Here is a 25,343-nt window from a genome sequence, read left to right as displayed (position 1 = left end):
ACGCAAGCTATACCAAGTAGGAACAGGAGACTTCGATTATGCTCTTAACATCCAATAGGTACAAAGCCATCCTGTTCGTTTTTGCAGCCGTGCTTGGAGTGTCCAGCTTCTATCTTTATCACATCATCGAGCCGCAAGCGTCTTATTTTTTTGTGTACGTGGTAGGAAACTTGCTGCTGGCTGCGTACCTGTTTTTTTCAAACAAGCCTAAACGGGAGCATGTACTCCCCATCCATCTTGCCTTGTTGGCGTTTTTGTTCTTTGAGGGGCCGTTGCTATTATTTCTAGGGGCGGGGCTGCTCTTTACCTTCGCATCCGTCTATTTCACTGCCAGAGCATCATTCCGTCCATCCATCAAGAAGGCCTATTATGCTATAGCCTTATTCGGTTTGGCAGCGGCTATCTTGGCCTATCCCGTGATGCTGTTCGGGGTATTCACCGTCTATATGACGATAACGGTCCTGCATTTGTCTTCTATATCTCGTTATCACAAATGGAGCGTTGGCATCGTCACTTTACTACACATGTTGTCCATTTTGACCCTCTCATCGAAGGTCTTTCTCCCGTATCAGGAGAATATGATCTTCTCTCTGCCCGTCAGCTTCGCCCTATATGTGGCAGTCCTGCTATGGGAGGATATCCAAAATCATCTTTACCGCTGCTTTCAGGCCTCCACCATCTTGTTTGCTTATGTCGTCATCCTCCTTTACGGTTATGCTCTGGCCAGTTATCAACTGAACACCTATGGCGAGAATCTCTTTGCGCTGTACAATATAATTGGCCTGATCCTCGGGGGAATCGTGATCTTGATATGTCTTTACATACGCAACCAACTGGTCACCCGGACAGCGCTGCTGCACGAGCGGCTCGACACCTGGTTTACGGAGAAATACGAGGACGCGCTAGCAGACTACAATACGGACCTCTCCTGGTCCGGGTTCGACTCGAAATGGGCAGAGCTGGTGCCAAATGACGGCATCCGCATCTGTTACAAAGAACGGGAGATGTTCGCCAGCGGCTACTTTCGTCAGCTTGTGATGCCGGTAGGGAAAGGAATCGATACCGGTGGTTCGGTATGCTTGACTATCCACGAAACCAACACCCATATGCCTTACGCCCCGGCGCAATATTACACCTACTATGCTCTTGCCGGGTATCTTGGCCGCAAGCTGGATCAGTGGCAGGAGATCCGCAAGCTGCACATCGCCAAGGCCGAGGCCGCCTCAGACTTTAGCAAGGAGCTGAAATTTCGCAAAGAAGTGACCTATTATCTGCACGACAACGTGCTGCAGAACATCATCGCCGTCAAGAACATCGTCACCGCCTTGCCCACCGAACAGACAGCGCTCAAGGAGCTGGCCGTCGAGACGCTGGGTGGGCTCAATACATCCATTCGTTCGCAGATGCACGACATTTACCCGTCGACACTCAAGGATCTTTCGTTCGAGCGCAACATTCATATCCTCATCGATGATATGCGCGAGCGGTACGGATACATTCCAACCCCTCACATCAAGCAGGGGATCGCCGGCAAGCTTGACGAAGAAGCGGCCTACTTGTTCTACAGAGCCATTCAGGAGTTGCTAACCAATACATGCAAGTACGGAGAAGCAGAGAACCTTTGGATCTCCCTCCATGAAGGGGAGGATCTAGTGCTCGACTTTCGGGATGACGGCAAACTGATCCAGGCAGAGGATCTGGAGGTCAAAATTAGACACCTCGGCCTGTCCAGCCTGAAGCATCAAGCCCAGTCGCTGGGAGGAACCTTCGACATGATGCAAGATGCGCTCGGCAAACAGTTCCTATTAACTTTACCAAGGAGAACGTCATGAAGATTCTATTATTTGACGATCATCAGTTGTTCGCCAAGAGCCTGGAAATTGTCATGGGCCAGCTTGTTGAAGCGTTCAAATATGTACAAATGCCTGAAAACATCATGGGAATTATCGAGAAGGAGCAGCCGGACATCATCTTGATGGACATTCACATGGGCGCTTACAGCGGATTGGATGTGTGCAGGGAGGTGCTGGCTCATGCTCCGGATACAAAGGTGGCGTTCCTGTCCGGTTATAATCTGCAGGAATATCACCGGGAAGCAAAGCGGATGGGCGCGAAGGGGTTTCTCGATAAAAACATGTCCGTGGAGCATCTCATCGATCATATCCGGCAGATCCATGCGGGCGGTGAGGTATTCATGCCGAGCAAGGAGGATGAAGAGGAGCTGCTAGAAGAGTTGACGCCGCGGGAAAAGGAAATTCTGCAATTTGCTAGCAACGGCGACACGCAGCAAGCGATCGCGGACAGGCTTTTGATCAGCCGACGAACGGTGAATAACCACTTGATGTCGGTCAACGACAAGCTGATGGTGCACTCCACCGTTGCGGCGATCGTAAAAGGAATTGAGCTTGGCATCATAAAGCTTGCCAATAACCGCTGATTAGCGGGTGAAGACTACGGCTGTTTTTTGGGATAGTAAGATCCGGTTAAGGATCATGCCTGCCACTACCAAGCCAACCGAGAAGCTGAGCAGGATCATATTGTCTCTAAGGACATGACCAATCGAGCTGTCACCTGTCCATGCGGTTAACAACGCATCGCGACCGTAGATGATGGGATTGATGTAATAAATGGCCTTCTGCAAGAACTCCGGGAACATTTGAAGCGGAAAGGTAAGACCGCCAAGAAACATTTGGTACATAAATAAGGTTAATGCGATCGGGTTGTAGGCCGTCGACTTCTTTAGCAGAGAAACGAGGAAAAAGACGGCAGCAAAATGGAAGACCAGAATAACGCACAGCGTCGCAAGGATTGGCAGCAGCTTATCTTGAGGGAACACGCTGCCGTCAAAAAAGTAGGTAAAGAGAATGAAAGAAATGATGACGACCAGTTGAAACACCAGCGTTGCAACGAAGAGCGTGAAGGAAAAGCGTAGTTCGCTGACGCCTAGGAACTTGAACTTCTGCAGATTACCGCTCTCTTTGGCGTTCACATAGAGGACGCCGAACACATTAAAGACCGCATTACCGATGATAATAATGATATACAGCGGGATGAGCAGATCGGTCAGCGAATTGTTGTTGACATTGGCATCCTGCAGCATATATCCAAACAGGACGTAGAAACCGATAGGCATCAGAAAAGCCATAAGGACAGACGGCAGATCCCGGAACAGCAGCTTGAGATGGTATTTGGTTAAGCTGAGTGATGTCTTCATTTGGTTTCTCCTTTCTCATCCAGCTGATAGCCAATCAGTTTCAGAAAGGCTTCTTCGAATGTCCGCTGCTGGAGCCGGATATCATACCCGCCGCAAGCCTGCAGATTGTCGAATACGTCTCTTTCCTGCTCTACCCGGTATTCGATCATGAGCTTATTCTTGTGCTTCGTATATTTGTACCTTAGATCAGCGTACCGGAAGCTGCTGTCGGTCAGACTGGTTGCCAGCTTCGAACGGTCGAATGCATGCTCCACCAGCTCCCCCACCGTCCCGTGCTGTTTCACGGCGCCGCGCTCAAGGATGATCACGTCATCTGACAAATATTCTACTTCGTCCAGGAAATGGCTAGTGAGCAGGATGCTGATGCCTTTATCCCTGCGGATCTTGTTCAGCAGGTCCCAGATCATACGCCGCGATACGACGTCGAGGCCGGTGGTCAGCTCGTCGAGGATAATCAGTTTCGGACTGCCGATCGTAGCCAGCAGGACAGCAATCTTCTGTTTCTCGCCGCCCGATAGTTTCTCCAGATATGCATGCTTAAAATCCTGCATCTGCACGCTTTCCAGCAGCGCTTCTACCGTCTCGCGGCTGTCTGTTAATTGGATGTACAGCTGCACCATGTCTTTGACTTTGGCTTTCTTCTCAAATGTGGAGGTTTGTGTCTGGACGCGAATCCATTTGTAGAGTTCCTTTTCAGGAAAGCCGTATGTAATCTGGCCCGCATAATGGATGTCCTGCATGATCGCCTGGATCAACGTGCTTTTGCCGGCCCCATTATGACCGACGATGGACACGATCTGGTTCTCTTCCACAGAGAAAGATACCCGATCCACCGCATTTCGCTCTGCACCCCGGTAACGAACCGACACTTCTTTTAGTTCAAGCAGCATGTAAATCCACTCCTTTGTCTGTCTACAATGCTATTCTAAACGATCGGGATGGCCGAGGCATGAGTAATTTGTGCAATCTTGGGTTTTTCTCATCACAAAGAACCAGCGCGGACGTGCGCTGGTTCTTTTGATTATGGTGGTACAACATTCAAGGAGTAAATTGTGCTCTGCACTTCTCTATTTTGCTTAAGGTTACAGAAAGTTTAAAAGTGTGCGAGTGAACGGTTTCAAATCGTGCTGTTATGCGATACAACTGCTGTCCCCATGCTTTGGCCAGCTTCCTATCGTTAATGGGAAGGGTTTCTATAATTATTTTATAAGGCTTTTCACCAAATTGCAGGGCAAAAGAACCAAGAATTACTTCTCCTTCCCTTTGTTCTGGTCGGAGGAGGGTCATGAAATGCAGCTCAATCCGGTTACTACCCGCTTGGAACTCTGCCTCCTCCACAATGACAACGCGGCTCCGACCGGATGACTCCCGAATAAGACTGCATGTTCTGCGCCAGCTCCGAATTCCGGCTTCCTGAGCATACGCCTGGGCTAGCTCCAGCGATAATATAGAGACCCTCCCCTGCTCCAGACAAGTCGTGGCTGTTGCCCGCGAGGACTGGCCCGGTTGCTGTGAATGGCCATTGACCGAAGGCAGGTTGTGGTATCCCGATTGCATGGTCCAAATGGTATACCGGTCCGGACCAAATGTGGCTGCCGAATACTCTTCCACGCCTATATCGATCAACACCGGCTCTCCGTCCGCATATACCATGAAGCTGCCGACGTCGTTATGATTATGGCTTTCCCCGTTGTGGCCTCCCTTGGCAGCAAGGAAGATCCCGCCTGATCCTTCCTCCCGCTCTCGTGCACACATAATTTCGGTATCAGGCATCCAGCAATGAAGCTGTTTGATCGGCTTGGTGTCCGCCTGCATTAATTCGCTGTACATGAACAGATTCAACAGCACATGCATAGGTGTTCGCGAGAAGGTCAATTCTTTATCGTTGCTCTGGTGGAAATAGTTCGACGCCATTGCTTGCATGGCGATATCGTCTATCCGTGTCCCGTAGCGATACACCCTGCAAGGCAATAACGAAACAACAGCTGGCGAATCCGCGAAGTTTACAAAATACGCTCCGTCAATATGCATCTTTTGAATATAGCTGCCCATGGCCTGAATTTTGGTGTCATCATAGAGTGAAATTTGTCTGCCACTTGCCAGTGCCAGTAATTCCAAGGCATCGAACAACGAACCTCCTGCTCGGCCCCAATTCGCCGGACCTTCATCGCAGCCGCCATCTTCTGGGTAAGCGTCGATAAAGCGATCCAAACTTCGGAGGATCTTGACAATCGCTCCGTGTCGCAGCTCCTCATCCGGCTCCATCAGTAGGAAAATCGCCAACAGGTTGGAATTAATCCATGGATTCCAATTGTTCAACTTAATGGGTGAATCGCAAAAACCCATCCAGGAATAACTGTCATGTTCAAGAAACGGCTTAATTAATCGCTCTCTAACTTCTTGATTTATTCTGCTGATTAATAGGGGTGACACTGCATCCAGGCGAGATTGAAGCAGATGAATCGTCCAGGCCAGTAGGGCCCCGGTCTCGGCCGCGAACAAGTCGATCACCGGCCTTTCTTTATCCGGTAATGATGCGGTAGCAAGGTGCGGATGCCGTTCTGTCAGCCCCACTGGCTGCATCGTGTTATGAGCCGGAATAACCCAGGAAGTCTCCTCACACATGCTCCATATTCCGTTCACAATATCGTCCAGAAAGCGGCCCTGGCTTTCCAAGCATTCCGCCATCACCAATGCCGTGAGCGCTTTTCGCCGGTCGAAACTTATATTCTCGTATCGGGTTCGATTACCATTCCGTAGGAACTCCATGAATAATGTTGCCGGAAGTACAGGCCAAGTGTATCCCAAATATTCCTCTCCTTGGCTCAACCAAACGTTCCTGACCTGTTCCGGCAGTGCCTCCCATGCCTGTCTATCATCGATGCTTGGATAGATTTGAATCGTCTCCACTGATGGAAGGTGCTGCCACAGGTGCTCTTCAAATTGCTCTGCAAGCATAGCCTAGCTCCCCCTATCCATCACGAACCGCCCGCCGCGGTGCTTACGAGCACTTGTTGTTCCTGCAGATCGGCTCTTCCTTCTTCATCCCACACTAGCAGTGCTACCGTGTACACCCCAGCCTCGTTATACGTATAACTTGGGTTTAACTGAGTCGATGGCAGCCCGTCCCCAAAGTCCCACAGCACATGGTCAATCGTACCGTCCGAATCTACAGAAGTATTCGTAAATTGGACGGCCTCGCCGACCTCAGCATGGAGTGTATACGTAAAGTTCGCCGTCGGCTTCTGATTGGAAAACCCTCTTGAGGTCAGCTGCGTATCGGTTACATTGCCTGTGACGATATTCCCCGCCCACTCCAGGTCCAGGGCAGTGGCAGGGTACTGATTGATCGACGCGCTTCCGTTATTGCTGATGTGGTTGTTCACTACGCTGAGCTGGTCCACCCCGGCACCGCCCGTGATCTCCAGACCCAACTTCTCATTACCGATAATCTCATTGCTATCCAAGGTTGTGTAGCTCGTTCCCCCGTGAATGCGGAAGCCGTGACCCGAGTGTGCAGGATAGAGCGCATCCGGATGGTTGTACTGTGTGCCCTTGAACGTATTTTTATAGAAATACATATGGCTGATCGGATTTAACCCTCCTTGAAGCTGCACGCCCCACTGAATCATATTTTGAATCGTATTATGGCCAAAGTACTGATAACGCCCGTTCGAATATTCAGACACGGAGATTCCGATTCGCTGCCCGCCGTCTACCAGATTCTCCGTAACAACAGCATTGCTTGACATGATCTCCAGGCCATATCCCTTCACCGATCCGTCATTGGCACTTACGGTATTGCGGCGAACCGCCACGGTGTCGGACCTGACAAGGCTGATCCAGTGGTCGACATCATTGTCCTCCACCAATGCACGGTCACAATCGGTGTGCAGCTCGATCGATAATCCGTATGAATGAAGTCCCGAGCCGGTGATCTTATTATCGCGTATGATCAGATCCGAGCAGCCGTTATTCGCGAAGATGCCGCCGCGGCCCGTGTCCGCGATGGTATTGCCTTCAATCAACGCTTCATCTGAACCAAAAGCGATGCGCATCCCGGCTCCCCACATATCTCCCACGCCAATATTGCTTATCGTATTGTTTGTGATCTTGGCTCCGGGTGAATTCGTAAAATAGATCGCATGCGGACCGAATGCCGTATTGGAGCCTATGTTCTGAATAGTGACATCGTTAATTTGATGACCGCTGCCGTGTTCGGCTCTAATGCCATCGCTAATTAACGCGCTATGCTCCCCCTCCAACGTCAGATGATTTATGGTTATATCTTCTAGAGCAGACAAATGAATCAGTGCTTTGGACGTCGTCCCGTGGTAGGCGATAACCGTTCCCGCCTGGCTTTCACCTTGGATTGTGATGCCCGATACAGTTGGTCTTAACGTGTCCGATATGCTGTAGCTTCCGTCGGGTATGAACACGGTATCTCCTGGCGCGGCCCCGTCCAGCGCATCCTGAATTGCCTGGGTATCGTCGAGCGTGTCCTGTCCATTGGCCCCAAAATCGGTGACATCAAGGGTGGCTGCCCTCACAGGCGCTGGTGCTGGCCCTGCAATCCCAACTGCAATTCCAACGGCCAACACGCCTGCAACCAAGCTCGCTTTGAGCTTAACCATACACTCACTCCTTCAATAGAATGATGTTACCCTTTTCTTTGCGGAAGGCCGTACAGGTCCGCCGCATTTTGGTAAAAAACTCGTTCCCATAAACCGTCTTCCAGTTTCGGAAACGCTTTCGCAGGAGAATCGAAATCCCAGTGCGGGTAATCGCTGCAATACAACAAACATTCGTTAGCATGGATCGAGGTGAGCAGCTTGTCAAACAATTCCCGATCCGGCGGGATTTCCAGCGGTTGCGACGTTACCCTGACGTTCTGTCGAAAATATTCACTTGGCGGTTTTTTGACCCAGGGTGTTTGGTGCCGCAGCCCTTTCCAGTCCTGATCCATCTTCCAAAGTGCCGGAGCGATCCACATGACACCGGATTCCTGCAGTACAACCCTTAAGTCCGGGAACCTTTCAAAGACGCCTTCATAGATAAAACTGGCCAAATGGGCTGCCATCACCTGGGGCCTCGCAGCCCTGTACTCCGCATAGTAGGTCACGTAACCGGCCCCTGTCGGGGCGGGGTTCATGCCCAGCCCCTCCATGCTGACATGGATCGTGAACGGCAGATTATGCTTCACGCACGCTTCATAGATGGGATAGTAAAAACGATGACCGTACGGCTTCTCCGCTCCGCTGGACACGATCACTTGAACCACATCCGGATGAGAGCCAACACGGTTGATTTCTTTGGCCGACAGCGCCGGGTCCTGCTTTGGAATGAACACGGAGCCCTTTAGCCTGGAGTCTTCGGCCAGCCAACGTTCCGCAATATAATCATTTTTGGCTGAAGCAATCGCAGCAGCAAAGTCAATATCCGGAAGCGTATGGGTCGAGTAATCGGATGCGGTCAGAATCCCGTATTCCAGATGAAATGGATCCAGCAGCTTGGAACGATAATGATTGACGATATCTTTGGTCGTTCTGGGTGAAGCGCTTCTCGGCCTACTTTCGCCTTCTATTAATCGTCCACTGGGTGTCCCATTTAAATAAATCGATGACACATTTCGGGCACCAAACGAATCCACCATGTCACGGTAAAAACGGGGCAGGTACTCCTTCACCTCGTTCATCGGCGTTTCATTGTGAATATCGCAATCAATGATCGTTTTTTTTAGGCGTTTTTTATTTTTTACCGCCGGTTCGCTTTCCTCCATCAGATTCACGCTCCTCACTTCTTCTATACATGCACGACAATATCTCCCTCTTCGACGGAAACGCCAAAGGTTTCAACGGTGACTTCATAGGACTTCGTTCGTGTAGCCGGATCAATAATCATACAGCCGGATTTGATGTCAAATTCCCACTGGTGCCACGGACAGCGTATGATCTCGCCTTCCCGTTCGTATTCAAAGTGTCCCGGACCCGAAGACACGACATAAGGTTTGATCAGTCCCTTACATAATTCGGCACCTTGATGGGGACAAACGTTTCGCAAAGCGTAAAATACACCATTTACATTAAACACTCCGATCGTCCTTCCGCCAGCTTCAACCAGCTTTTTGGAACCGGCAGGAATGTCGGCTACTTTCCCTACAACATAGCCCTTCGTCATGATGACCGTTCCTCCCTATTGATTTCAGTTGTCACCATAGGTCCGTGCATAGGCCGTATTGTACATGTCAACCAATTGATCCGCACCAAGTTTTTTGGCCTGTTCCAGCATTTGTCCGTAGGTCTCAACATTAAGAGGTTTATCCCCCATGATGAACTTGGTGATTTCCCCTTGAAGATACTGTTCCAGATTGCCGGATCTGGATTTCTCCAGTTCGAGCTCTTCCTCCGTTTTGACAAACCGCTTCGGGGGATTTTTGCCATGAGCCTTATACATCTCTTCATTCGCCAGCTCCAACTCGCTTAGGCCCGATTCCCAGGCAACGTACAACAGCGCAAAGTGATTGGCCAGACCATCATATCCGACGCCGTAATCCGTGCGAAGCGGAGCAATTGGATCGGGGAAGAACGAATCCAGATATCTGGGTGTGCCCTCCTCATCGAACGTATAGGTCTCTCCCTCAATGCCCAGATTCAGGTAGTTGATGCCTTCCTCACTATACAGATAATCCAGAAACCGTACCGCTTTCTCTTTGTCTTTGACCTTTGCCGAGATTCCTAGACCATTGTCATCAATGACAGATCTTCCAAATTGGTAATTCTCAATACCGTTAGCTGCGATAGGCGGAATCGCATTGATATTGTACCGCTCGCCGACGATCTCTTTGCCCGCATCATTGAGTGCCTTCATCGTTCTCTTCCAGTAGTAAGACACCAACGATTGTCCGGTCTCGAGACGCTCATACCATTGCGCAGAGGTCAACAGTGCAAATTCGGGGTCCAACAGTCCCTCATCATACAACTTTTTCATGTAATCAATCGCTTCCAGATATCCCTCCTGATCTGGAGCAAAAACGTATTTATTCTGAGCGGGATCCATGCCCATAATGCCTTCAATTCCCGTAAAGGCTCGAGCCATGACGGTATATAACCCCGATGGGCCGTGGGTCGAAATAAAGGTCAGCGGGTATGAGTCAGGATAAAGCGCTTTGAGTTCCTTTAATAATGTATACAGCTCCTCTGTATTGGTCGGCGGCTGTAACTGATGCTCTTCCATTATGTCTTGCCGCGCAAACCACATATAGTTAACTCCGCCCTGGCCCGGATAACTGGTCAGCTTCGGCATGAAGTACAAGCCTCCATCCGCAGCGGTGGCAAGCGCTTTCGCCTCGGGATACTCCTCGTAAAATTTCTTCAGATTAGGTGCAATATCCATATAGTCATTTAGATTAAGGAATACACCATCCGGACCATGGGCTCTAAAGTCCATGCCCCCTGTGTTGAATATGTCTGTAACCGAATTGGTGGCCATCATAATCTGACGCTTTTCGCTGGCGCCTTCCGGAGGAGCCGATTCAAACTTAACCCGGACGCCCGTTTTCTCTGCGATCTCCGTGAGCGGCTTCCAGTCTTCGCGCGGCGGGCCCTCGGTATTGGAGCGGTCGGTCACAAACCAGCTAAACGTAATGCCTTCCGGCGCAATCTTGGATGAATCGCTACGTGTTTCCCCATTAGATGAATCGTTCGACGAGCTCCCCGCTCCTTCATTTTTGTCACTGCAAGCGGCCATAAGACCAACGAGCAGGACCATGACGGACAGCACAGGTACGAATCCTATTAGCTTGTTTTTTCTTCTCATCTACTAACCTCCCATTAATCGTTCTTCTATAGTTGCAGATTCCTATGGAATCACTACTATCCTTTGACGCCGCCAATCATTGTGCCTTGCACAAAATACTTTTGAAGAAATGGATACACGAAAAGAATCGGTAAAATGGCAATGATCGTCAAGGCGTATTTTTGCGTAACAAGTACGGTGGTATCGAATTCGCTTTGCGCGCCTTCCAGACTCGCATCCGCGATAATGATGCTTCGCAGCATAATTTGCAAGGGATAAAGCTGTCGGTCATTCAGATAAATTAAAGCGTCGAAGAAAGAATTCCACTGATTGACCGCTGTGAACAAACCAATAGTCACCATCACCGGAAGCGACAAGGGTAAGACAATGCGGGTCAAGACCTGGAAGGAGCTGCATCCATCAATGATAGCTGCTTCCTCGACCTCCTCCGGCAAGGCGGCAAAAAAGGTGCGCATAATAAATAAATACCAGGTATTAATTAGCGTGGGAATAACAATGGCCCACATTGTATTGATCATACCCAGTTGATTGACGACCAGGAAGGTAGGAATCAATCCCCCGTTGAATAGCATCGTAAACCCCGCCATGAGCAGAATCAATCTGCGGCCGGGCAGCCAATGCTTGGCCAGCGGGTAGGCCATCGCTGAGGTGGCCAACAGGGTCAGTACAGTCTGAACTACTGTATAGCGGATGGTATTCCAGTAACTGATCCACAAATTCGGATTTTTGAATAATTTCTCATAGGCTGCCCACGTTATGGACTTGGGCCATAAGACCACCTGACCGCTGGACACCGCCGCATTGCTGCTTATAGATGCCGAAAAAACATACACCAGCGGATACATCATGAGGGCGATTAATACAAGCATCAGCAACACATTGCAGATATCAAAGAGTCTAGAGCCTATAGACATTTCACCCTTCATCGGCTATCCTCCTCACCACAAACTCGTTTCTGAATATTTTCGTGCTAGTCGATTAGCGATCACGATTAGAATAAATCCGAACACTGATTGGAATAATCCAACCGCAGTGGCAAAGCTGAAGTCCGCGCTCAAGACCCCTCTTCGGTAAACAAACGTTTGAATCACATCTGCAGTCTCATAGGTTAACGGATTGTAAAGCAGCAATATTTTCTGGAAACCCACCTCCATAAAGCTCCCCAGATTAAGAATCAACAAGATAATCATAACGGGCACCATACCAATGAAGGTGATATGGCGAGCCTGCTGGAATCGATTGGCTCCGTCGATTTTGGCTGCTTCGTATAACGTAGGATCGATCCCTGCAATCGCTGCCAAATATAAAATCGTTCCCCAGCCAATGGATTGCCACACGCCTGACCCGACATATATCGTTCTGAACCATTCAGCTTCACCTAAGAACATAATAGGCTTCATACCAAACCACTGCGACAGCAGGTGATTAATAATCCCCGTCGAGGGTGACAGGAAGTTGACTACGATCCCTGCAATGATTACGGTTGACAAGAAGTGGGGCAAGTAACTTATACTTTGCACGAAACGTTTGAACAGTACATTTTTCAATTCGTTAAACAATACAGCCAACAATATGGGGGCCGGAAATTGAAACAGCAGCTCATACACATTGATCATTACGGTATTACGAATGAGCTGCCAAGCGTTCGGAGTGTAATAGAAGAATTCGATGAAATGCTTTAGTCCGACAAATTTGCTGCCGAAAATTCCCCTTCCAAGTGAATAGTCCTGAAACGCAATGATCAGGCCGTACATCGGGGCATAGCGAAAGATTAAATAGTACAAGATGCCCGGAAGCATTAACAGATATAAAATCTTGTGTTTTTTCAGTGTGGAAGCAAATGAACGAAATCCGTTTTTCTTGGCGCGTGTTGGCAGCTCGTATCCAGATCCTGCAGGAACATTATGATTCATCGCCTCACTCCCTACTTTCTTGTGTTGTACAATTTTCACCTTATCCCTTCACTGGATCTTCTGTAAAGCAGCACTTTTTTTATGACGTCACATAACCGACACCTTCATAATCTCCGCCAAAAAACCGCTCTGCCGACACAAAAAGAGACTCCCTGAAAATAAAGAGTCTCAAATGAAAACCAATTACTTCTTTTGTGAAGTGCGATAGATCCCAGGGGTAACACCCTCATATTTCCGAAACACGCGAGTAAAAGAATTTCGTCCAAAATAACCGATTCTGCAAGCAATGTCGTCAATTATAAGATCCGTTTCAAGCAGCAATTGTTTTGCCTTCTCCATCCGGTATCTCGTAATATATTCAACGTACTTTTCACCAACAACCTCCTTGAACATCCGGCTGAAATGCCCCGCCGACATCCCCATCTGCTGGGAAAAATGTTCGATCGAAAGATCATCCCCGTAGTGATTGTCAATATACTTCAGCACGTCATCAAATTGTTCCTGGAGCTCGTGCGTTTTTGTAGATTGAAACAACGTATGATGGATGTCGCGTAGACAATCCTTTAGTTCATCCCAAGTGACACACCGTTCCACTCGCTCAAACAAGCTTGAATAATAGGATAGTCCCGAATCCTTCTGTCCGGACTCCAACGCCCTAATCCACGTATTCAAGATGTCATAGCACAAATTCTTCACCAGAGATTCTGGTGCATTCAGCCCGATCCCTTCATCCAACAGATCAAGCGCGGTTTCCAGCAACCGATCATAATTTCTAGACTTGTAAAAATTGATCATCTGATTTATCTCTTCATGTGACAAAAAGCGCTCCCACGCCATGCGATCATCGGATGCATGCTTTTCACTGCAAATCTTGATATCTGAAAACAGGCTTTTTTGCTTCAGCATCACCTTCGCATGATTATAAGATAATGCTAGATGCTCGACCTTCTCTACAACCGTCCCCACACCGATAGCGGCATTATAAAATGAAGCGTAGGCCTTAAGCGCCTGCCTCATGTTCCTCGCTGTTCTTTGTACTTCGTCATCATTGAAGCTGTGCCCGATTAACACGCACGCAATCATATCCGATTGTGGAGAACAAAACCACACGATTTCTTCCAGTTCCTTTCGTATGTTTTCCTTCAACTCCGCCACCATAAAAGACTTCGTACTTTCCGAGATCGGACTCGCATGACGCGCGTAATAGCTCAAGTCAATACAAAACACGACAAAAGTCATATTCCGCTCAAACGGCAACTGAATTTCTTTTGCATACATTTCAATGGAAAGACTATCCCGAAATTCGCCCAATAATAATTTGGATACAAAATTTTCTTGTACGACTGGAAGCATCATGCCGACCAATTGGGTCAGCTCCTTGTTTTCCGTTTTCAAATAGCCGGAAAATTGCTTGATGACTTCAAAATCATTTCCCCCATGTTCTTGATTGACGAAAGCTCGGCTATGTGGTGCCAAGCCTGCCTTGATCTCCATAATCGGGGTATAGATCTTTCTGCTTAATAAATAGGAGGCTAAGCCACCCACAATGAAGAAGAAAACAAGGAACCACAGGCTGAACGTTTGGATTAAACGGGCCGGCTTCATCAACAACTGCCAGTCTACCGCACTAACATAGTACCAGGACGGGTTGAATTGCGATTGTGTGAACGATAGCCTCTCGGATGTTGTAAGTTGGATCATCGTATCTTCCATTTTCATTTCCAATTGCTCGGCCAATAGGCCGGGCTCTGACGCCAATTCCCCGTTCTTACTAATGATATTTCCCGAATCGTCGATAATAGCCATCGCTGTATTCCAGTCCTCCTGAACACGGAGATGGTCAGATAATCGGCTCCGGTCCAGACTAAGGAACAGATATACTTCCGGAGTTACCGTGTTGAATGGGTAGCTCATGACTGTAGAGATGTTGGTTCCATTCAGATCATTCATGTCATAGGTAGTTATCGGTTGTTTCACTGAATAGGGCTGCGTGAAATCCATGACCTTGCTTCCTGACAGCCCGCCCAATAAACGTTTCTTGTCTTCCTCGCTTACAACGTACAACCAATCGAAATAGTAGTCTTTGGTCGTATACGTATTTTTGTCTAAAACCATATCATGATCTATAAAAACCAGAAAAGCGTTGGTGACGATCCCCTCCGACTCCAACATTCGAATCTGATTAATAAGAGAGTATGCTAATTCGCTGCGTTTTCTTGCATGAGCCCCTTCATCGATGACACTTAAAAACTCTTGCAAATTGGAATTGCGAAGAAAATTGATCATGTCCGCTTGCAAGGATGAAAAAAGGGCGTCGTTCGATTCTGAAAAGTTCGTGATTACTTTGTCGTTCGATTGTTCGAGCTGATTTTCGATCAGGCCTACTACATAGGAATGGGTCAATATACTCGCAACCATTGTGGGGATGATAACAGATAGAAAAAAAACGGAGAAATATTGTCTGAACAGTTTGCCGTTAAACGATCGCATAATCCCTCTCCCTCGCAGCAGCGCCCGTATTGGTTCTGACTTGTCGAGAAGCCTGCCTCTGAAAGACATCCTCCGACCGTCTGCCATCTACTGTTCAGACCCTGAATTTTCCTTTCAATATAAACACTCCGTGCGAGCTTGTAAAGTCGCGTTTTTTTCCGAAAGTCTCTTCTACTGCTATATGCCTTGAAACCGGGGATAGGCGCAGTTAGGACTGAAATAGTTTCGTGTGCAAAAAACAAGAAGCAGCGCCGCGGAGGTCTGCTTCTTGTGTGGAGAACTCTGAAAGCGATTGTCGGTTCTGACGGATAAAGTAAGGCACCGACAACATCCCATCATTGTCCCCCTTATACATCGGCTTCACAAGATCGGGCAACAGCTCGTACCGTCGGCCTAACCTCTCCGGATAGTGAGGCGTCGGAACTTCATCGGAAATCGCCACGCTGACAAGCTCTTTGGCATTCCCAGAGAACTGCCACTGCTGTGCTTCCATATTCGTATCGGTGCTGCCCTTCCGGTGAATGATAACCACTCTGTTCTTTCTACGAGCCAAGGCCTGTCCATTCATCCGATTGGAGAAGAAGCAATCTCCTATCAACTCGATTGTCATATATTTGCGGATATGGGTATGTTAACCGCTGCCATCGCATTTTTCTTCTGCTCGTCATTAACATGTGTATAAATCATTGTGGTTTCGATGGATGAGTGTCCCAAGAGCTCCTTTACAACACGAACATCGATTCCCTTCTTCAGAAGCATAGTCGCAAAAGAATGTCGTAGCTTATGGCAGGATAATTTCATATTGGATACTCTTGGATTTTCTTCTTTTAAAGCAGTAAACGTTTGATTGACTATGGTCTGGATCTGACGTACGGAGAGTCGTCGTCCCTTTTGAGAAACAAAAAATGCATTCTCTTTCTTCTTGTACGGTTCAATCCTTTCCTCTGCTATTTTACTCAGAATATCAACAAGAACCTTAGGGAGAGGGATCTCGTTCCATTTACGCCCTTTTCCGAAGACAGTTATGATGCCCTTTTCTCTATGGAAGTCATTAAGATCTAGCCGGTTGACCTCTCCAACCCTTAACCCGCAGTATCCCATCAGAAGAAATATCGCTGTATTTCGATTTCGATAACGACCGTCGATATACTTGAGACTTTCCACCATCTCTTCTTCTTCAAGGTAGACAGGCTTCTTATTCTTTTCGGTTTTTGATTTCTTCACTTCCATCGCTGGGTTCCTGGTAGCCATTTCGAAATCAATGAGCGCGATGTAAAATGACCTGATTGCTGAAAGCGAGCGGTTTCGTGTGCCATTACTAGCTAAATTTTGCTTACTGACAAGAAAGTTTATCACATTGATTTTCCCGGTGTTCTCCGGGACTTCACCACTCAACGAATAGAGATAGGTGTAAACTTCACGCATATATTCTCGTTGGGTGGCATCCGTAAAGCCTGCCTGCTTCATCCAAAGTGAAAAGGCATGAATATGCTGGTTATATTTCTCTTCTACTTCATGCTTTTGATTCATGTTCATCGTAATCTCATCCCACAACCTATCATTTAATCGATTTGAGAGGAAACAGCGCAAAATCTATGTTTGGCGCTATTAAATCGTCTTCATTATAGCACTTTTGTTCCTGTCATTTCGACCTCCTAATTCAGGAGAAAGTTGCTCGATTATTTTGGGCCAGAATGTCTGATCTGTGTTGGAAGGATGTGCTATAATATCCCCGTATCTACAAGTGTGCAAAACAGGACAGAGTGGCGATGAGGTGAGAATGAATGCAGTCCAAATATGATGAATGCAGAGTCCATTCGGTCGCTGATATGTTCGTTGGCAAGTGGAAATGTACGATCTTGCTGATCTTGCTGTTTGAAGGCACTAAGCGCTTCAGCGAGCTAAAGAATCAAATCCCCGATATCTCGAAGAAAATGCTGACCTCCCATCTGAGGGAACTGGAGGAAGAAGATATTGTGAAGCGGGTGGTCCATCCGACGGTCCCGCCCAAAGTTGAATATTCTCTCTCCGAATATGGAGAAACCATGGCTCCCCTGCTACACATGATGTCTGATTGGGGCACCAAGCATAATCATCGGATGCGTGAGAAACGTCAGAGCGTGACTTAGACGCAAGATGGAATTATTGTTCATTAGTCTTACTAAAAGTTCTAGACCCTAAAAGGCCGTATCTACGGTCTTTTTAGGGTCTAGAGAGCCAAACTTTGTATCAAAAGCTGGAAGCAAGCTCTCGCGTCGCCTGCAACCCCGATTCAATGATGATTTCTTTCTTGTCAGGGTATTGTGCATGACCTTCGATTACGACAATCTCTGGTGCAGTAATTCCCCATAGCCCGATCGAGGCTTGGACTAATTTTACAGCCATCTCCATAGGCATCATATATTCATTGGAGTAATCGCCGCCACGAGCGTTCAAGAGCACCACTTTCTTGTCAGCGGCCAGACCAATCGGCCCCTCCGCTGTATATTGAAAGGTCTTCCCAGCCTGTGAGAGATAAGAGAGGTAAGTAATCATCGGTGCTGGAACGGTAAAATTCCACATGGGAAAGGCAAACACGATTTTATCGGCTGCGAGAAATTGTTCGAGATAAAAATTGGCGATTTCAGCGATTTTCTTAACATCCGGGGCAGGTTCCATTCCTTGATTCAACATGTAAATTCCGGTTAAAGCCTTGTTGCCGAAGTAAGGGAGATCGACATCAAAGAGATCCACCTCCGTTATAAGATCTTGCGGATTAGCCGCGCGATAGGTGCTTAAAAAGGCGTCATACATTTGAACGCTAATTGCTTGTTCGCTTGGACGATCATTCGCTCTGATAAAAAGTACATTTGCCATATTTCTTCAGCCTCCACATTCATTATCTGTGCTTAATTAACCACAGTATAAGTATGCATGCAAAAGCTTTTTTTGAGAAGAAGGCACTAATTTGTACCCTGGTTACATGAAAGTACCCAAGAAAAAATCACGACTGGCGTGGTTCTCGCTTCCCAAATGGTACACTATAAAAAAAGCTATAGTAAGGGGTTGTAAACATGAGTGAAGGTAAAGAAAACATTCTAGCTCAGATCAATAGTAACACCAAACTAGGCGACTTGCGAAAGATCGCAAAGGACATCAAAAAAGACCATAAACTTGCTATGGAGCTTTGGTCAACCAAAGAGTATCTACCCAGACTATTAGCTATCTTGATTATGGATAAGAAACTTCTCTCACAGGAAGTGCTCAATAAGCTGGATCAGGATATGCAGACGCACCCGTTTGATGAGCGAAATTACCTAATGGATTGGTTAATGGCTAATCAGCTCTCTAAAGACAAGAAGACCATTGCCATGATGGAATCATGGGAAAGTAGCCCCTCTGCTCTTCAAAGGCGCGTATTCTGGTATTATCAAGCCCGACTCAGATGGACGGGGCAAACGCCGCCTGATAACACCGAAGACTTATTATCTAATATGGAGGCTAATATTACGACGGAAGAACCGGAAGTTCAATGGGCGATGAATTTCACTGCCGGCTGGATCGGCGTTTATGATGAGAGTTATCGTGCCCGTTGTATTAATCTTGGTGAGAAAACAGGTCTTTACAGAGGTCAAATGGTATCCAAAGGATGTACGCCCGACTATTTACCCGAGTTTATTACGATTGAAGTTAACAAACGAAAAAACAAGTAATTACACTTGTTAAGTGATCCATTTGTTTTCTAATACTTTCTCAAGCATACTCAAATATTCCTTTTAATCGCTTTCTTATTTTGCATTCTAATAGTTGCTATATTTCTGTTGAGTCAGCTTACGTCTTAGTTCCTTGAACAACTCATCCAGAAAAGGTTGGTCTACGTTCACTTGCTGAGCTGACTCCAAAATGTCCAACAATTGCTGCACTGATAATTGACCTAGCGCTCTACGCCCGCCCTTGTTCACTAATGATTTATCGTCTTCCAGTATGACCTCCTCTTCGATACGCTGATAATCTAAAACGACCCGCAACATTTCATCCGCCAAAACAAGCGTTTCTTCATAGTTAAGTCCTAACCGTTTTCGTTTCAGATAAAGGACTGTTAGAGCTGCCATTTTGAAATTCTAGTGTATAACACACTGAAAGTAAATGTGGATTACCCGCTGAACTATACTCATCTTGAGGTGAGTAGCTGTGATTTATGAACGAATAAGGAACATGCGTGAAGATAAAGACTTATCACAAGAAAAACTGTGCGAATATCTAAACATCAAACAGAGAATCTACAGCGATTACGAACGAGGGAAGTTGGATATTCCTACAGCGCTTTTAATCGGATTAGCCGATTTCCATCAAACGAGTATTGACTACTTACTTGGCCGCGCGGATCAAAAAGCCCCTTACCCTCCCCGTGCTCAAAAGCGCTCTTGAACAGCAATAAGTAATTCAGCACATGCTAACAAGGCAACTTACTAAATAAGACCATGAGAAAACGGAAGGCCGCAGCCTTCCGTTTTCCGTCCGTGTACCTGTTCACTTGTATATCCCACTGCGGGGCTTGATTTTTAATTTTATTAGTTAGTCAGAATAAGACGAGCCAATGCGGAAAGGTCGCCAATGTCGATCGTTCCATCATTATTGATTTCGTACTTCTTCACGCGTTCCAATCCGGACTATTCAATGTTTTGCCATAAGCTTTCGCAACGAGTGCCAGGTCACCAACGCTAACTCTGTTGTCATCGTTGAAATCACCTGGTACAACAGGATTGCGAATTTCAACGGCGCGGGTATTTCCATCCACTTCTGCCTCTAATCCTCGCCATCCGCAAGTATGACAAGTGTTACTGCGTTATCCGCAATACCAGCTGTATTCTTTGCCTTGAGGGTGAGCTTGACCAACGATACGGGCTGACCCACAAGCTCTAGCTTAGCCGCATCGTATTTGATTGTGATGTCCTGTGCATACACTCCCTGTTTGAGGCTTTCAAGTCCGTAGGTCACATCGAAGGTATCCCCAAACTGCACAACTGCTGGAACAGACAGTGTGGCTGAGCTAGTCGCTGTGTGTCTGGATTGCGCGAACATCCAGTCAAAAATGTTCTTGTAAGCGAACAGGCTCCGGCGCATCGAATAAAGGCTTCATGCGCACTTGTCCCGCAAAATAATCGGCCGGCCTTGGTTCGGTTAGGCGAGAGTCGTTCGAATATTCGATAATCCACAATAATCATATCCAGGAATTCATTCACTTAATGCTCATCATAGCCGCGAAATTTCCGATTTATAATAAAGTTGTCGATCGATTAGTTGAGAAAAGCGTCATTTTTTATTCTCAATCAGATCATCCTGGATTTCTAATTCAGATTTTATAATACCAGTAAAACACCTTCAAGTGGTTAGGGAATTAAGCTCCCTGCCGATTTGAAGGTGTTCCGGTTCCTCAGACAAATACCCCGCTGTCATGACCACTCTCAACATTCTGAGGTTTACCAGCGGGGTCTGGTGAGTTCAAGGGAGGTATTAGTCTGAAAGTTTTATAATGGTAAGCTGAGCAGACAAACGACTATTGATTGTAACTATGTTTACATTAACACCGTTATTTACTAAATTAATGGTATCTCCGTCATTCTCTATTTTGAGAAGTACATTGATCCCCAGCTGATTCACTGTGTTTCCGAAAGGTATCCTTATAGCTCTTCCGCCTGCAATAGAGTCGGGAACATTGTTTACTCTCAATTCAAAAGACAAAGTAGGCGTTGTGTTTGTACTCGTGTGAACGTACCACGAAACCAAATACGTGCCAATCGTTAAGCGAACTGCTGTATTAGTAGGTTGAGTAGATTGCAGAACAATATCGGTTCCCCCATGATCTACAATTATGTTATTTAATAAGACTGAATTTCCTGAGTTTACTGTTACAGAACTTGAGGTGTTAGCTACAGTAAGGTTAGGGGTTGGTCTTTTTGCACCTGTAGCTCCAATTGGACCCGTCATGCCGGTAGCCCCTGTGAGCCCCGTGTAGCCGGTCAAGCCAGTTGCTCCGGTGAGGCCAGTTGCACCCGTCAGACCCGTCAATCCGGTCAAGCCAGTTACTCCAGTGAGGCCGGTCATACCCGTGAAGCCAGTCATGCCGGTCATACCGGTTGCTCCAGTTAAGCCGGTCATACCCGTGAAGCCGGTGCTTCCATTGCTACTCACGCCTGTAAGTCCAGTTGCTCCGGTAAGCCCTGTTAGACCAGGAGCACCTGTCAATCCGGTGAGACCCATCTTCCCTGTGGTCCCCGTCAATCCGGTAACGCCAGTTAAGCCGGTCAAACCCGTCAAGCCCGTCATTCCCGTCTCCCCTGTTGAACCATCAGTTCCGGTGAGGCCGGTTGCGCCAGTCATACCGGTGAGGCCGGTAAGCCCTGTAGCACCAGTCATACCGGTGAGGCCGGTAAGACCATTAGCACCACTGAGCCCTGTAGCACCCGTCTGGCCTGTGCCACCGGTGAGCCCCGTGAGGCCAGTCTGACCTGAAACTCCTGTTAGACCAGTTAAACCTGTGGATCCTGTAGCGCCTGTAAGACCTGTTGATCCAGTGAGACCTGTGGGACCAGAGAGACCAGTAAGACCTGTCATTCCCGTGTTACCCGTCGCTCCCGTCTGACCGGAACTTCCCAATATGCCCGTTAGACCTGTAACCCCTGTTAAACCCGTCAATCCCCTCGAACCGGATTCGCCAGTCAGTCCTGTAGCGCCAGTCAGTCCTGTAGCGCCAGTCTGTCCCATGGATCCGTAAGCACCCATCAGACCAGTAAGACCTGTCGCGCCATTAACGCCCGTCGCACCGGTGGAGCCTGTCTGTCCAGTTTGTCCTGGTAGCCCTACCCCCGTTGGTCCGGTTGGACCTTGCTCTTCAATAGGAATCCATCCACCCGGATAGGTTTGTCCCCCATCCTGACTACTGCGGTAATAGAGTGATGGGTTGGATATATATAGCTGCTGCACGTATTCCCCAACTCTCGACACGTACACTGTCCATACAGCAGGATGATCAACTAGGGGGCCATCAGGTGGGCCTTCACCTTGTGAGCTTCCGGAGCTATACACCCCTGGCTCATTTAATGTGAATAAGGGACGATTTTGCGGTTCTTCAATAGAGACAGGGAAGACTCCTTCGTCTGCTCCCAGAACGACATTACCAGTCAGCCCATTTACACTCTCAACGCCGCTTGGTTCGCCAGTGGCACCGGTTGCGCCGATTGGACCCGCCAAGGAAGGCATGTTATTCGCCGTTTTTAGCTTGGAGTCCAACATCATCTCTTGCCGGAAGACGGTACTCAGCATAGACTCCGCGCTATCGTTGACTCGCAACAGTTGTTCCAATGTTGCCGGCGGTCCGCTTAATCCCGACAAGGTCCCAAGCGCATATTGGATTTTCTCGCCCTCAGCATTAATAATATGGGCCAATCCTAACTCTTCCATCGCAATAGATGAAAAGAGCAGGTTTAACACTTCATCCCGAGTCAATGAGATTGTGGGTGTAATGTTAGGAAGATTTGGATTCGACATGTTTTTTCCTCCTTTAAAAGATTAGGAGGTGCAGGTTGACCATTACCTACACCCCCGCTCCATTTCTTAAAATGTAATGCTTAATCCGACACTTTTATTATGGTTAATTGAGCTGCCAGACTGGAATCTGTAGTAATTAAAGTAACTTGAGCGGCGCCATCATTGTTAAGACTTATGGTGTCACTTGCCCCCGTAACATCAACCAACACATTGATTCCCAACGAGTTATTACCGGCTGGAAGGGTCGTAACTACCGTTCTGCTACCTTTAATTGTATCGGTCACATTACCTTTTCTGACCTCAAATGCCAAAGGACCGTTAGTGGCTAAAGATGCTTGAACAAACCAAGATATAAAATAGGTTCCAGTCAATAAAGTGATTTCCGTCGATGAAACATGCTGAATATCTGGTCCGCCGTTATCAACAATGACAGTTGGAAGGGGAACAATTCCGCCACCACCGGGTACTTGAACCGAAGCATCGGTATTAACCGCCACAAGATTAGGCCAGGTGCCCGTCGCCCCCGTGTTACCGCCGATGCCTGTGAGACCCGTTGCGCCTGTCATACCTGTCGCACCTGTCAGACCCGTTGCGCCCGTGAGGCCGGTTACCCCAGTCAGACCAGTTACACCCGTGAGTCCCATCAGACCAGTAAGCCCCGTGACGCCTGTCATACCTGTGAGACCTGTATATCCGGTAGCACCTGTCAGGCCAGTCATCCCTGTCATACCTGTTGCTCCAGTTATACCGGTCATACCCGTAGCGCCGGTAGCTCCTGTGAGTCCGGTTGCGCCGGTAGCGCCCGTGAGTCCGGTTGCGCCAGTCAGACCTGTTGCTCCCGTCAATCCCGTCGCCCCTGTCAATCCCGTCGCCCCAGTCAGACCAGTAGCACCCGTCGGACCATCAATTCCGGGTAAGCCGGTTACTCCGGTCAGGCCTGTCGCTCCCGTGTATCCTGTCGCGCCGGTCAAGCCTGTCATACCTGTTGCACCTGTTAATCCCGTCAGGCCCGTTGCGCCGGTCAGGCCAGTTAGGCCTGTCAACCCAGTGACACCCGTTAGGCCTGTGGCACCTGTTTCTCCTGTCAGACCTGTCGCTCCCGTAAGGCCGGTGGCGCCGGTCAGGCCTGTCGCTCCCGTAAGGCCGGTTGCCCCGGTCAGGCCGGTTACCCCGGTCAGCCCCGTTACCCCAGTCAGACCAGTCATGCCTGTCAAACCAGTGACACCCGTTAGGCCTGTGGCACCCGTGAGACCAGTAGCACCCGTAAGGCCGGTTACACCAGTAAGACCTGTAAGGCCTGTCAGCCCCGTAGCTCCCGTAAGACCGGTCAACCCCGTCAATCCGGTGAGTCCAGTCATACCCGTGACGCCTGTGATGCCTGTAGGCCCTGTGAATCCTGGCGCACCAGTAACCCCTACCCCCGTCGCTCCAGTTGGTCCTTGCTGACCAATTGGAATCCATCCACCCGGATAGGTTTGACCGCCATCCTGACTGCTCCGATAATAAAGAGCAGGGTTCGAGATGTACAACTGCTGGACATAGTTTCCAACTCGACTTACATACACCGTCCAGACGGCTGGATGAGTCACATCATCAGGACCATCCGGTGGTCCTTCACCAGTAGAGGTCGCCGAGCTGTAGACACCTGGTTCGACAAAATCAGACAATAGACTATCCTGAGGCGAATCATCAGAAATAGGAAAGACGCCATTATCAGCATTGAGGACAACGTCCCCGGTCTCGCCATTAACACTGAACACACCGCCGGGTGCCCCAGTTGCACCGGTTACTCCAGTCGGGCCCACTACGGTCGGAATAGTGCTTGCCGTCTTCAGCTTGGAATCCAACATGAGCTCCTGACGGAAGACGGTATCCAGCATAGACTGTACGCTTTGATTGACCTGCATAATTTGATCCAGAGTTGCAGGCGGACCGCTTAACCCTGGCAAGGTACCGAGTGCGTACTGGATTTTCTCGCCCTCTGCGTTAATAATGTGGGCTAAACCTAGTTCTTCCATAGCAATCGATGAAAAAAGCAAGTTGACTACATCGTCTCTGGATAACGCGATGGAAGGTGTAATATTGGGAAGATTCGGAAATGACATGTTATTGCCTCCTCACACGAAGATACATTATTCTATTTTCTTGTGCTTGATAGTGTAACTTGTAAAGGCCTAATTTTCATTTTGTTTTCTGTAACAATGATTTTTGGTACGCTTAATTTGTATGGCAAGACAAAAAGAGAAGCCCATGGATTACTCCTGTAATCGCTAAACTCCATCAAACAAAACGCATGCCCTTCAACCGATGTCGAAGGGCATGCGTTTTGTTTGATTTCGAACTATAAAAATGGCATTGCTAGGATTGATTGCGAAAACCACAAA

22 protein-coding genes are annotated in these 25,343 nt (G+C 48.1%); 5 read left to right on the top strand and 17 right to left on the bottom strand.

Translation table 11 applies throughout. The features are described from left to right. Nucleotides 1-38 precede the first annotated feature (38 nt). Both F556_RS0106970 and F556_RS0106965 read left to right on the top strand, forming a co-directional pair. Nucleotides 39-1,832 (top strand): sensor histidine kinase, encoded by a 1,794-nt coding sequence (locus tag F556_RS0106970; protein WP_020616197.1) that lies wholly within the window; start codon nt 39-41, stop codon nt 1,830-1,832. Beyond that, a complete protein-coding gene (locus F556_RS0106965) occupies nt 1,829-2,437 on the top strand; it encodes a response regulator transcription factor (protein ID WP_020616196.1) in 609 nt (202 codons plus the stop codon). Before F556_RS0106970 ends, F556_RS0106965 begins: the two co-directional genes overlap by 4 nt. Here the strand turns inward: F556_RS0106965 and F556_RS0106960 are convergent, their stop codons facing one another. From F556_RS0106960 to F556_RS0106905, 12 genes are all read right to left on the bottom strand, one after another. Further along, a complete protein-coding gene (locus F556_RS0106960; RefSeq protein WP_020616195.1) occupies nt 2,438-3,214 on the bottom strand; it encodes an ABC transporter permease in 777 nt (258 codons plus the stop codon). Further along, complete coding sequence (locus F556_RS0106955) at nt 3,211-4,104, bottom strand: ABC transporter ATP-binding protein (RefSeq protein WP_020616194.1); 894 nt, start codon at nt 4,102-4,104, stop codon at nt 3,211-3,213. Before F556_RS0106955 ends, F556_RS0106960 begins: the two co-directional genes overlap by 4 nt. A 148-nt stretch (nt 4,105-4,252) precedes the next feature. After that, nucleotides 4,253-6,172 (bottom strand): heparinase II/III domain-containing protein, encoded by a 1,920-nt coding sequence (locus F556_RS33420; protein WP_020616193.1) that lies wholly within the window; start codon nt 6,170-6,172, stop codon nt 4,253-4,255. 20 nt (nt 6,173-6,192) lie between these two features. Further along, entirely contained in the window at nt 6,193-7,848 is a 1,656-nt protein-coding gene (locus tag F556_RS0106945) for a right-handed parallel beta-helix repeat-containing protein (protein WP_020616192.1), read from the bottom strand. Between the two features lie 26 nt (nt 7,849-7,874). Continuing rightward, nucleotides 7,875-8,993, bottom strand: coding sequence for an amidohydrolase family protein (locus F556_RS0106940; protein WP_020616191.1), 1,119 nt, complete (start codon nt 8,991-8,993; stop codon nt 7,875-7,877). 23 nt (nt 8,994-9,016) lie between these two features. Next, the gene (locus tag F556_RS0106935) at nt 9,017-9,391 is read right to left on the bottom strand and encodes a Rieske (2Fe-2S) protein (RefSeq protein ID WP_020616190.1); all 375 of its coding nucleotides are present in this window, start codon (nt 9,389-9,391) and stop codon (nt 9,017-9,019) included. Nucleotides 9,392-9,415: 24 nt separating this feature from the next. After that, nucleotides 9,416-11,029, bottom strand: coding sequence for an extracellular solute-binding protein (locus F556_RS0106930; protein WP_020616189.1), 1,614 nt, complete (start codon nt 11,027-11,029; stop codon nt 9,416-9,418). 56 nt (nt 11,030-11,085) lie between these two features. Further along, complete coding sequence (locus F556_RS0106925) at nt 11,086-11,955, bottom strand: carbohydrate ABC transporter permease (RefSeq protein ID WP_020616188.1); 870 nt, start codon at nt 11,953-11,955, stop codon at nt 11,086-11,088. Nucleotides 11,956-11,967: 12 nt separating this feature from the next. Next, a complete protein-coding gene (locus F556_RS0106920) occupies nt 11,968-12,828 on the bottom strand; it encodes an ABC transporter permease (protein ID WP_051108694.1) in 861 nt (286 codons plus the stop codon). A gap of 297 nt (nt 12,829-13,125) precedes the next feature. Continuing rightward, complete coding sequence (locus tag F556_RS0106915) at nt 13,126-15,432, bottom strand: helix-turn-helix domain-containing protein (protein ID WP_020616186.1); 2,307 nt, start codon at nt 15,430-15,432, stop codon at nt 13,126-13,128. A 208-nt stretch (nt 15,433-15,640) separates the two neighbouring features. After that, the gene (locus F556_RS0106910; protein ID WP_157272667.1) at nt 15,641-16,042 is read right to left on the bottom strand and encodes a hypothetical protein; all 402 of its coding nucleotides are present in this window, start codon (nt 16,040-16,042) and stop codon (nt 15,641-15,643) included. Then, nucleotides 16,039-16,968 carry a tyrosine-type recombinase/integrase gene (locus F556_RS0106905; RefSeq protein ID WP_020616184.1) on the bottom strand — a complete coding sequence of 310 codons (930 nt, stop codon included), beginning with the start codon at nt 16,966-16,968 and terminating at the stop codon, nt 16,039-16,041. The genes F556_RS0106910 and F556_RS0106905 overlap by 4 nt, the downstream gene beginning before the upstream one ends. 248 nt (nt 16,969-17,216) lie before the next feature. Here F556_RS0106905 and F556_RS0106900 point away from each other — a divergent pair, with 248 nt between their 5' ends. Then, nucleotides 17,217-17,561, top strand: a complete 345-nt coding sequence (locus F556_RS0106900) for a winged helix-turn-helix transcriptional regulator (RefSeq protein WP_020616183.1) — start codon at nt 17,217-17,219, stop codon at nt 17,559-17,561. Between the two features lie 100 nt (nt 17,562-17,661). Here F556_RS0106900 and F556_RS0106895 read toward each other — a convergent pair whose 3' ends face one another. Continuing rightward, a complete protein-coding gene (locus tag F556_RS0106895) occupies nt 17,662-18,288 on the bottom strand; it encodes an FMN-dependent NADH-azoreductase (protein ID WP_020616182.1) in 627 nt (208 codons plus the stop codon). Nucleotides 18,289-18,485: 197 nt separating this feature from the next. Between F556_RS0106895 and F556_RS0106890 the strand changes: the two genes are divergently transcribed. Further along, complete coding sequence (locus tag F556_RS0106890) at nt 18,486-19,124, top strand: DNA alkylation repair protein (RefSeq protein WP_020616181.1); 639 nt, start codon at nt 18,486-18,488, stop codon at nt 19,122-19,124. A gap of 87 nt (nt 19,125-19,211) precedes the next feature. Here the strand turns inward: F556_RS0106890 and F556_RS0106885 are convergent, their stop codons facing one another. Then, complete coding sequence (locus F556_RS0106885; protein ID WP_020616180.1) at nt 19,212-19,523, bottom strand: hypothetical protein; 312 nt, start codon at nt 19,521-19,523, stop codon at nt 19,212-19,214. Nucleotides 19,524-19,605: 82 nt separating this feature from the next. Here F556_RS0106885 and F556_RS0106880 point away from each other — a divergent pair, with 82 nt between their 5' ends. Then, nucleotides 19,606-19,839 (top strand): helix-turn-helix domain-containing protein, encoded by a 234-nt coding sequence (locus F556_RS0106880; protein WP_026297147.1) that lies wholly within the window; start codon nt 19,606-19,608, stop codon nt 19,837-19,839. A gap of 378 nt (nt 19,840-20,217) precedes the next feature. Here the strand turns inward: F556_RS0106880 and F556_RS38715 are convergent, their stop codons facing one another. The 3 genes from F556_RS38715 to F556_RS39170 form a co-directional block, all read right to left on the bottom strand. Further along, a complete protein-coding gene (locus F556_RS38715) occupies nt 20,218-20,535 on the bottom strand; it encodes a cohesin domain-containing protein (RefSeq protein WP_020616178.1) in 318 nt (105 codons plus the stop codon). 390 nt (nt 20,536-20,925) lie between these two features. After that, nucleotides 20,926-22,959, bottom strand: coding sequence for an alpha-helical endospore appendage domain-containing protein (locus F556_RS39045; RefSeq protein WP_051108688.1), 2,034 nt, complete (start codon nt 22,957-22,959; stop codon nt 20,926-20,928). A gap of 80 nt (nt 22,960-23,039) precedes the next feature. Beyond that, on the bottom strand, nt 23,040-25,064 hold the full coding sequence (locus F556_RS39170) for an alpha-helical endospore appendage domain-containing protein (RefSeq protein WP_063824358.1): 2,025 nt from the start codon (nt 25,062-25,064) through the stop codon (nt 23,040-23,042). Between the last annotated feature and the right edge of the window lie 279 nt (nt 25,065-25,343).

It is taken from the genome of Paenibacillus daejeonensis DSM 15491 (assembly GCF_000378385.1).
Classification (GTDB): Bacteria; Bacillota; Bacilli; order Paenibacillales; family Paenibacillaceae; genus Paenibacillus_D; species Paenibacillus_D daejeonensis.
Note: the sequence above shows the minus strand (reverse complement) of the source record. Positions and strands in the feature narration are given on the sequence as shown.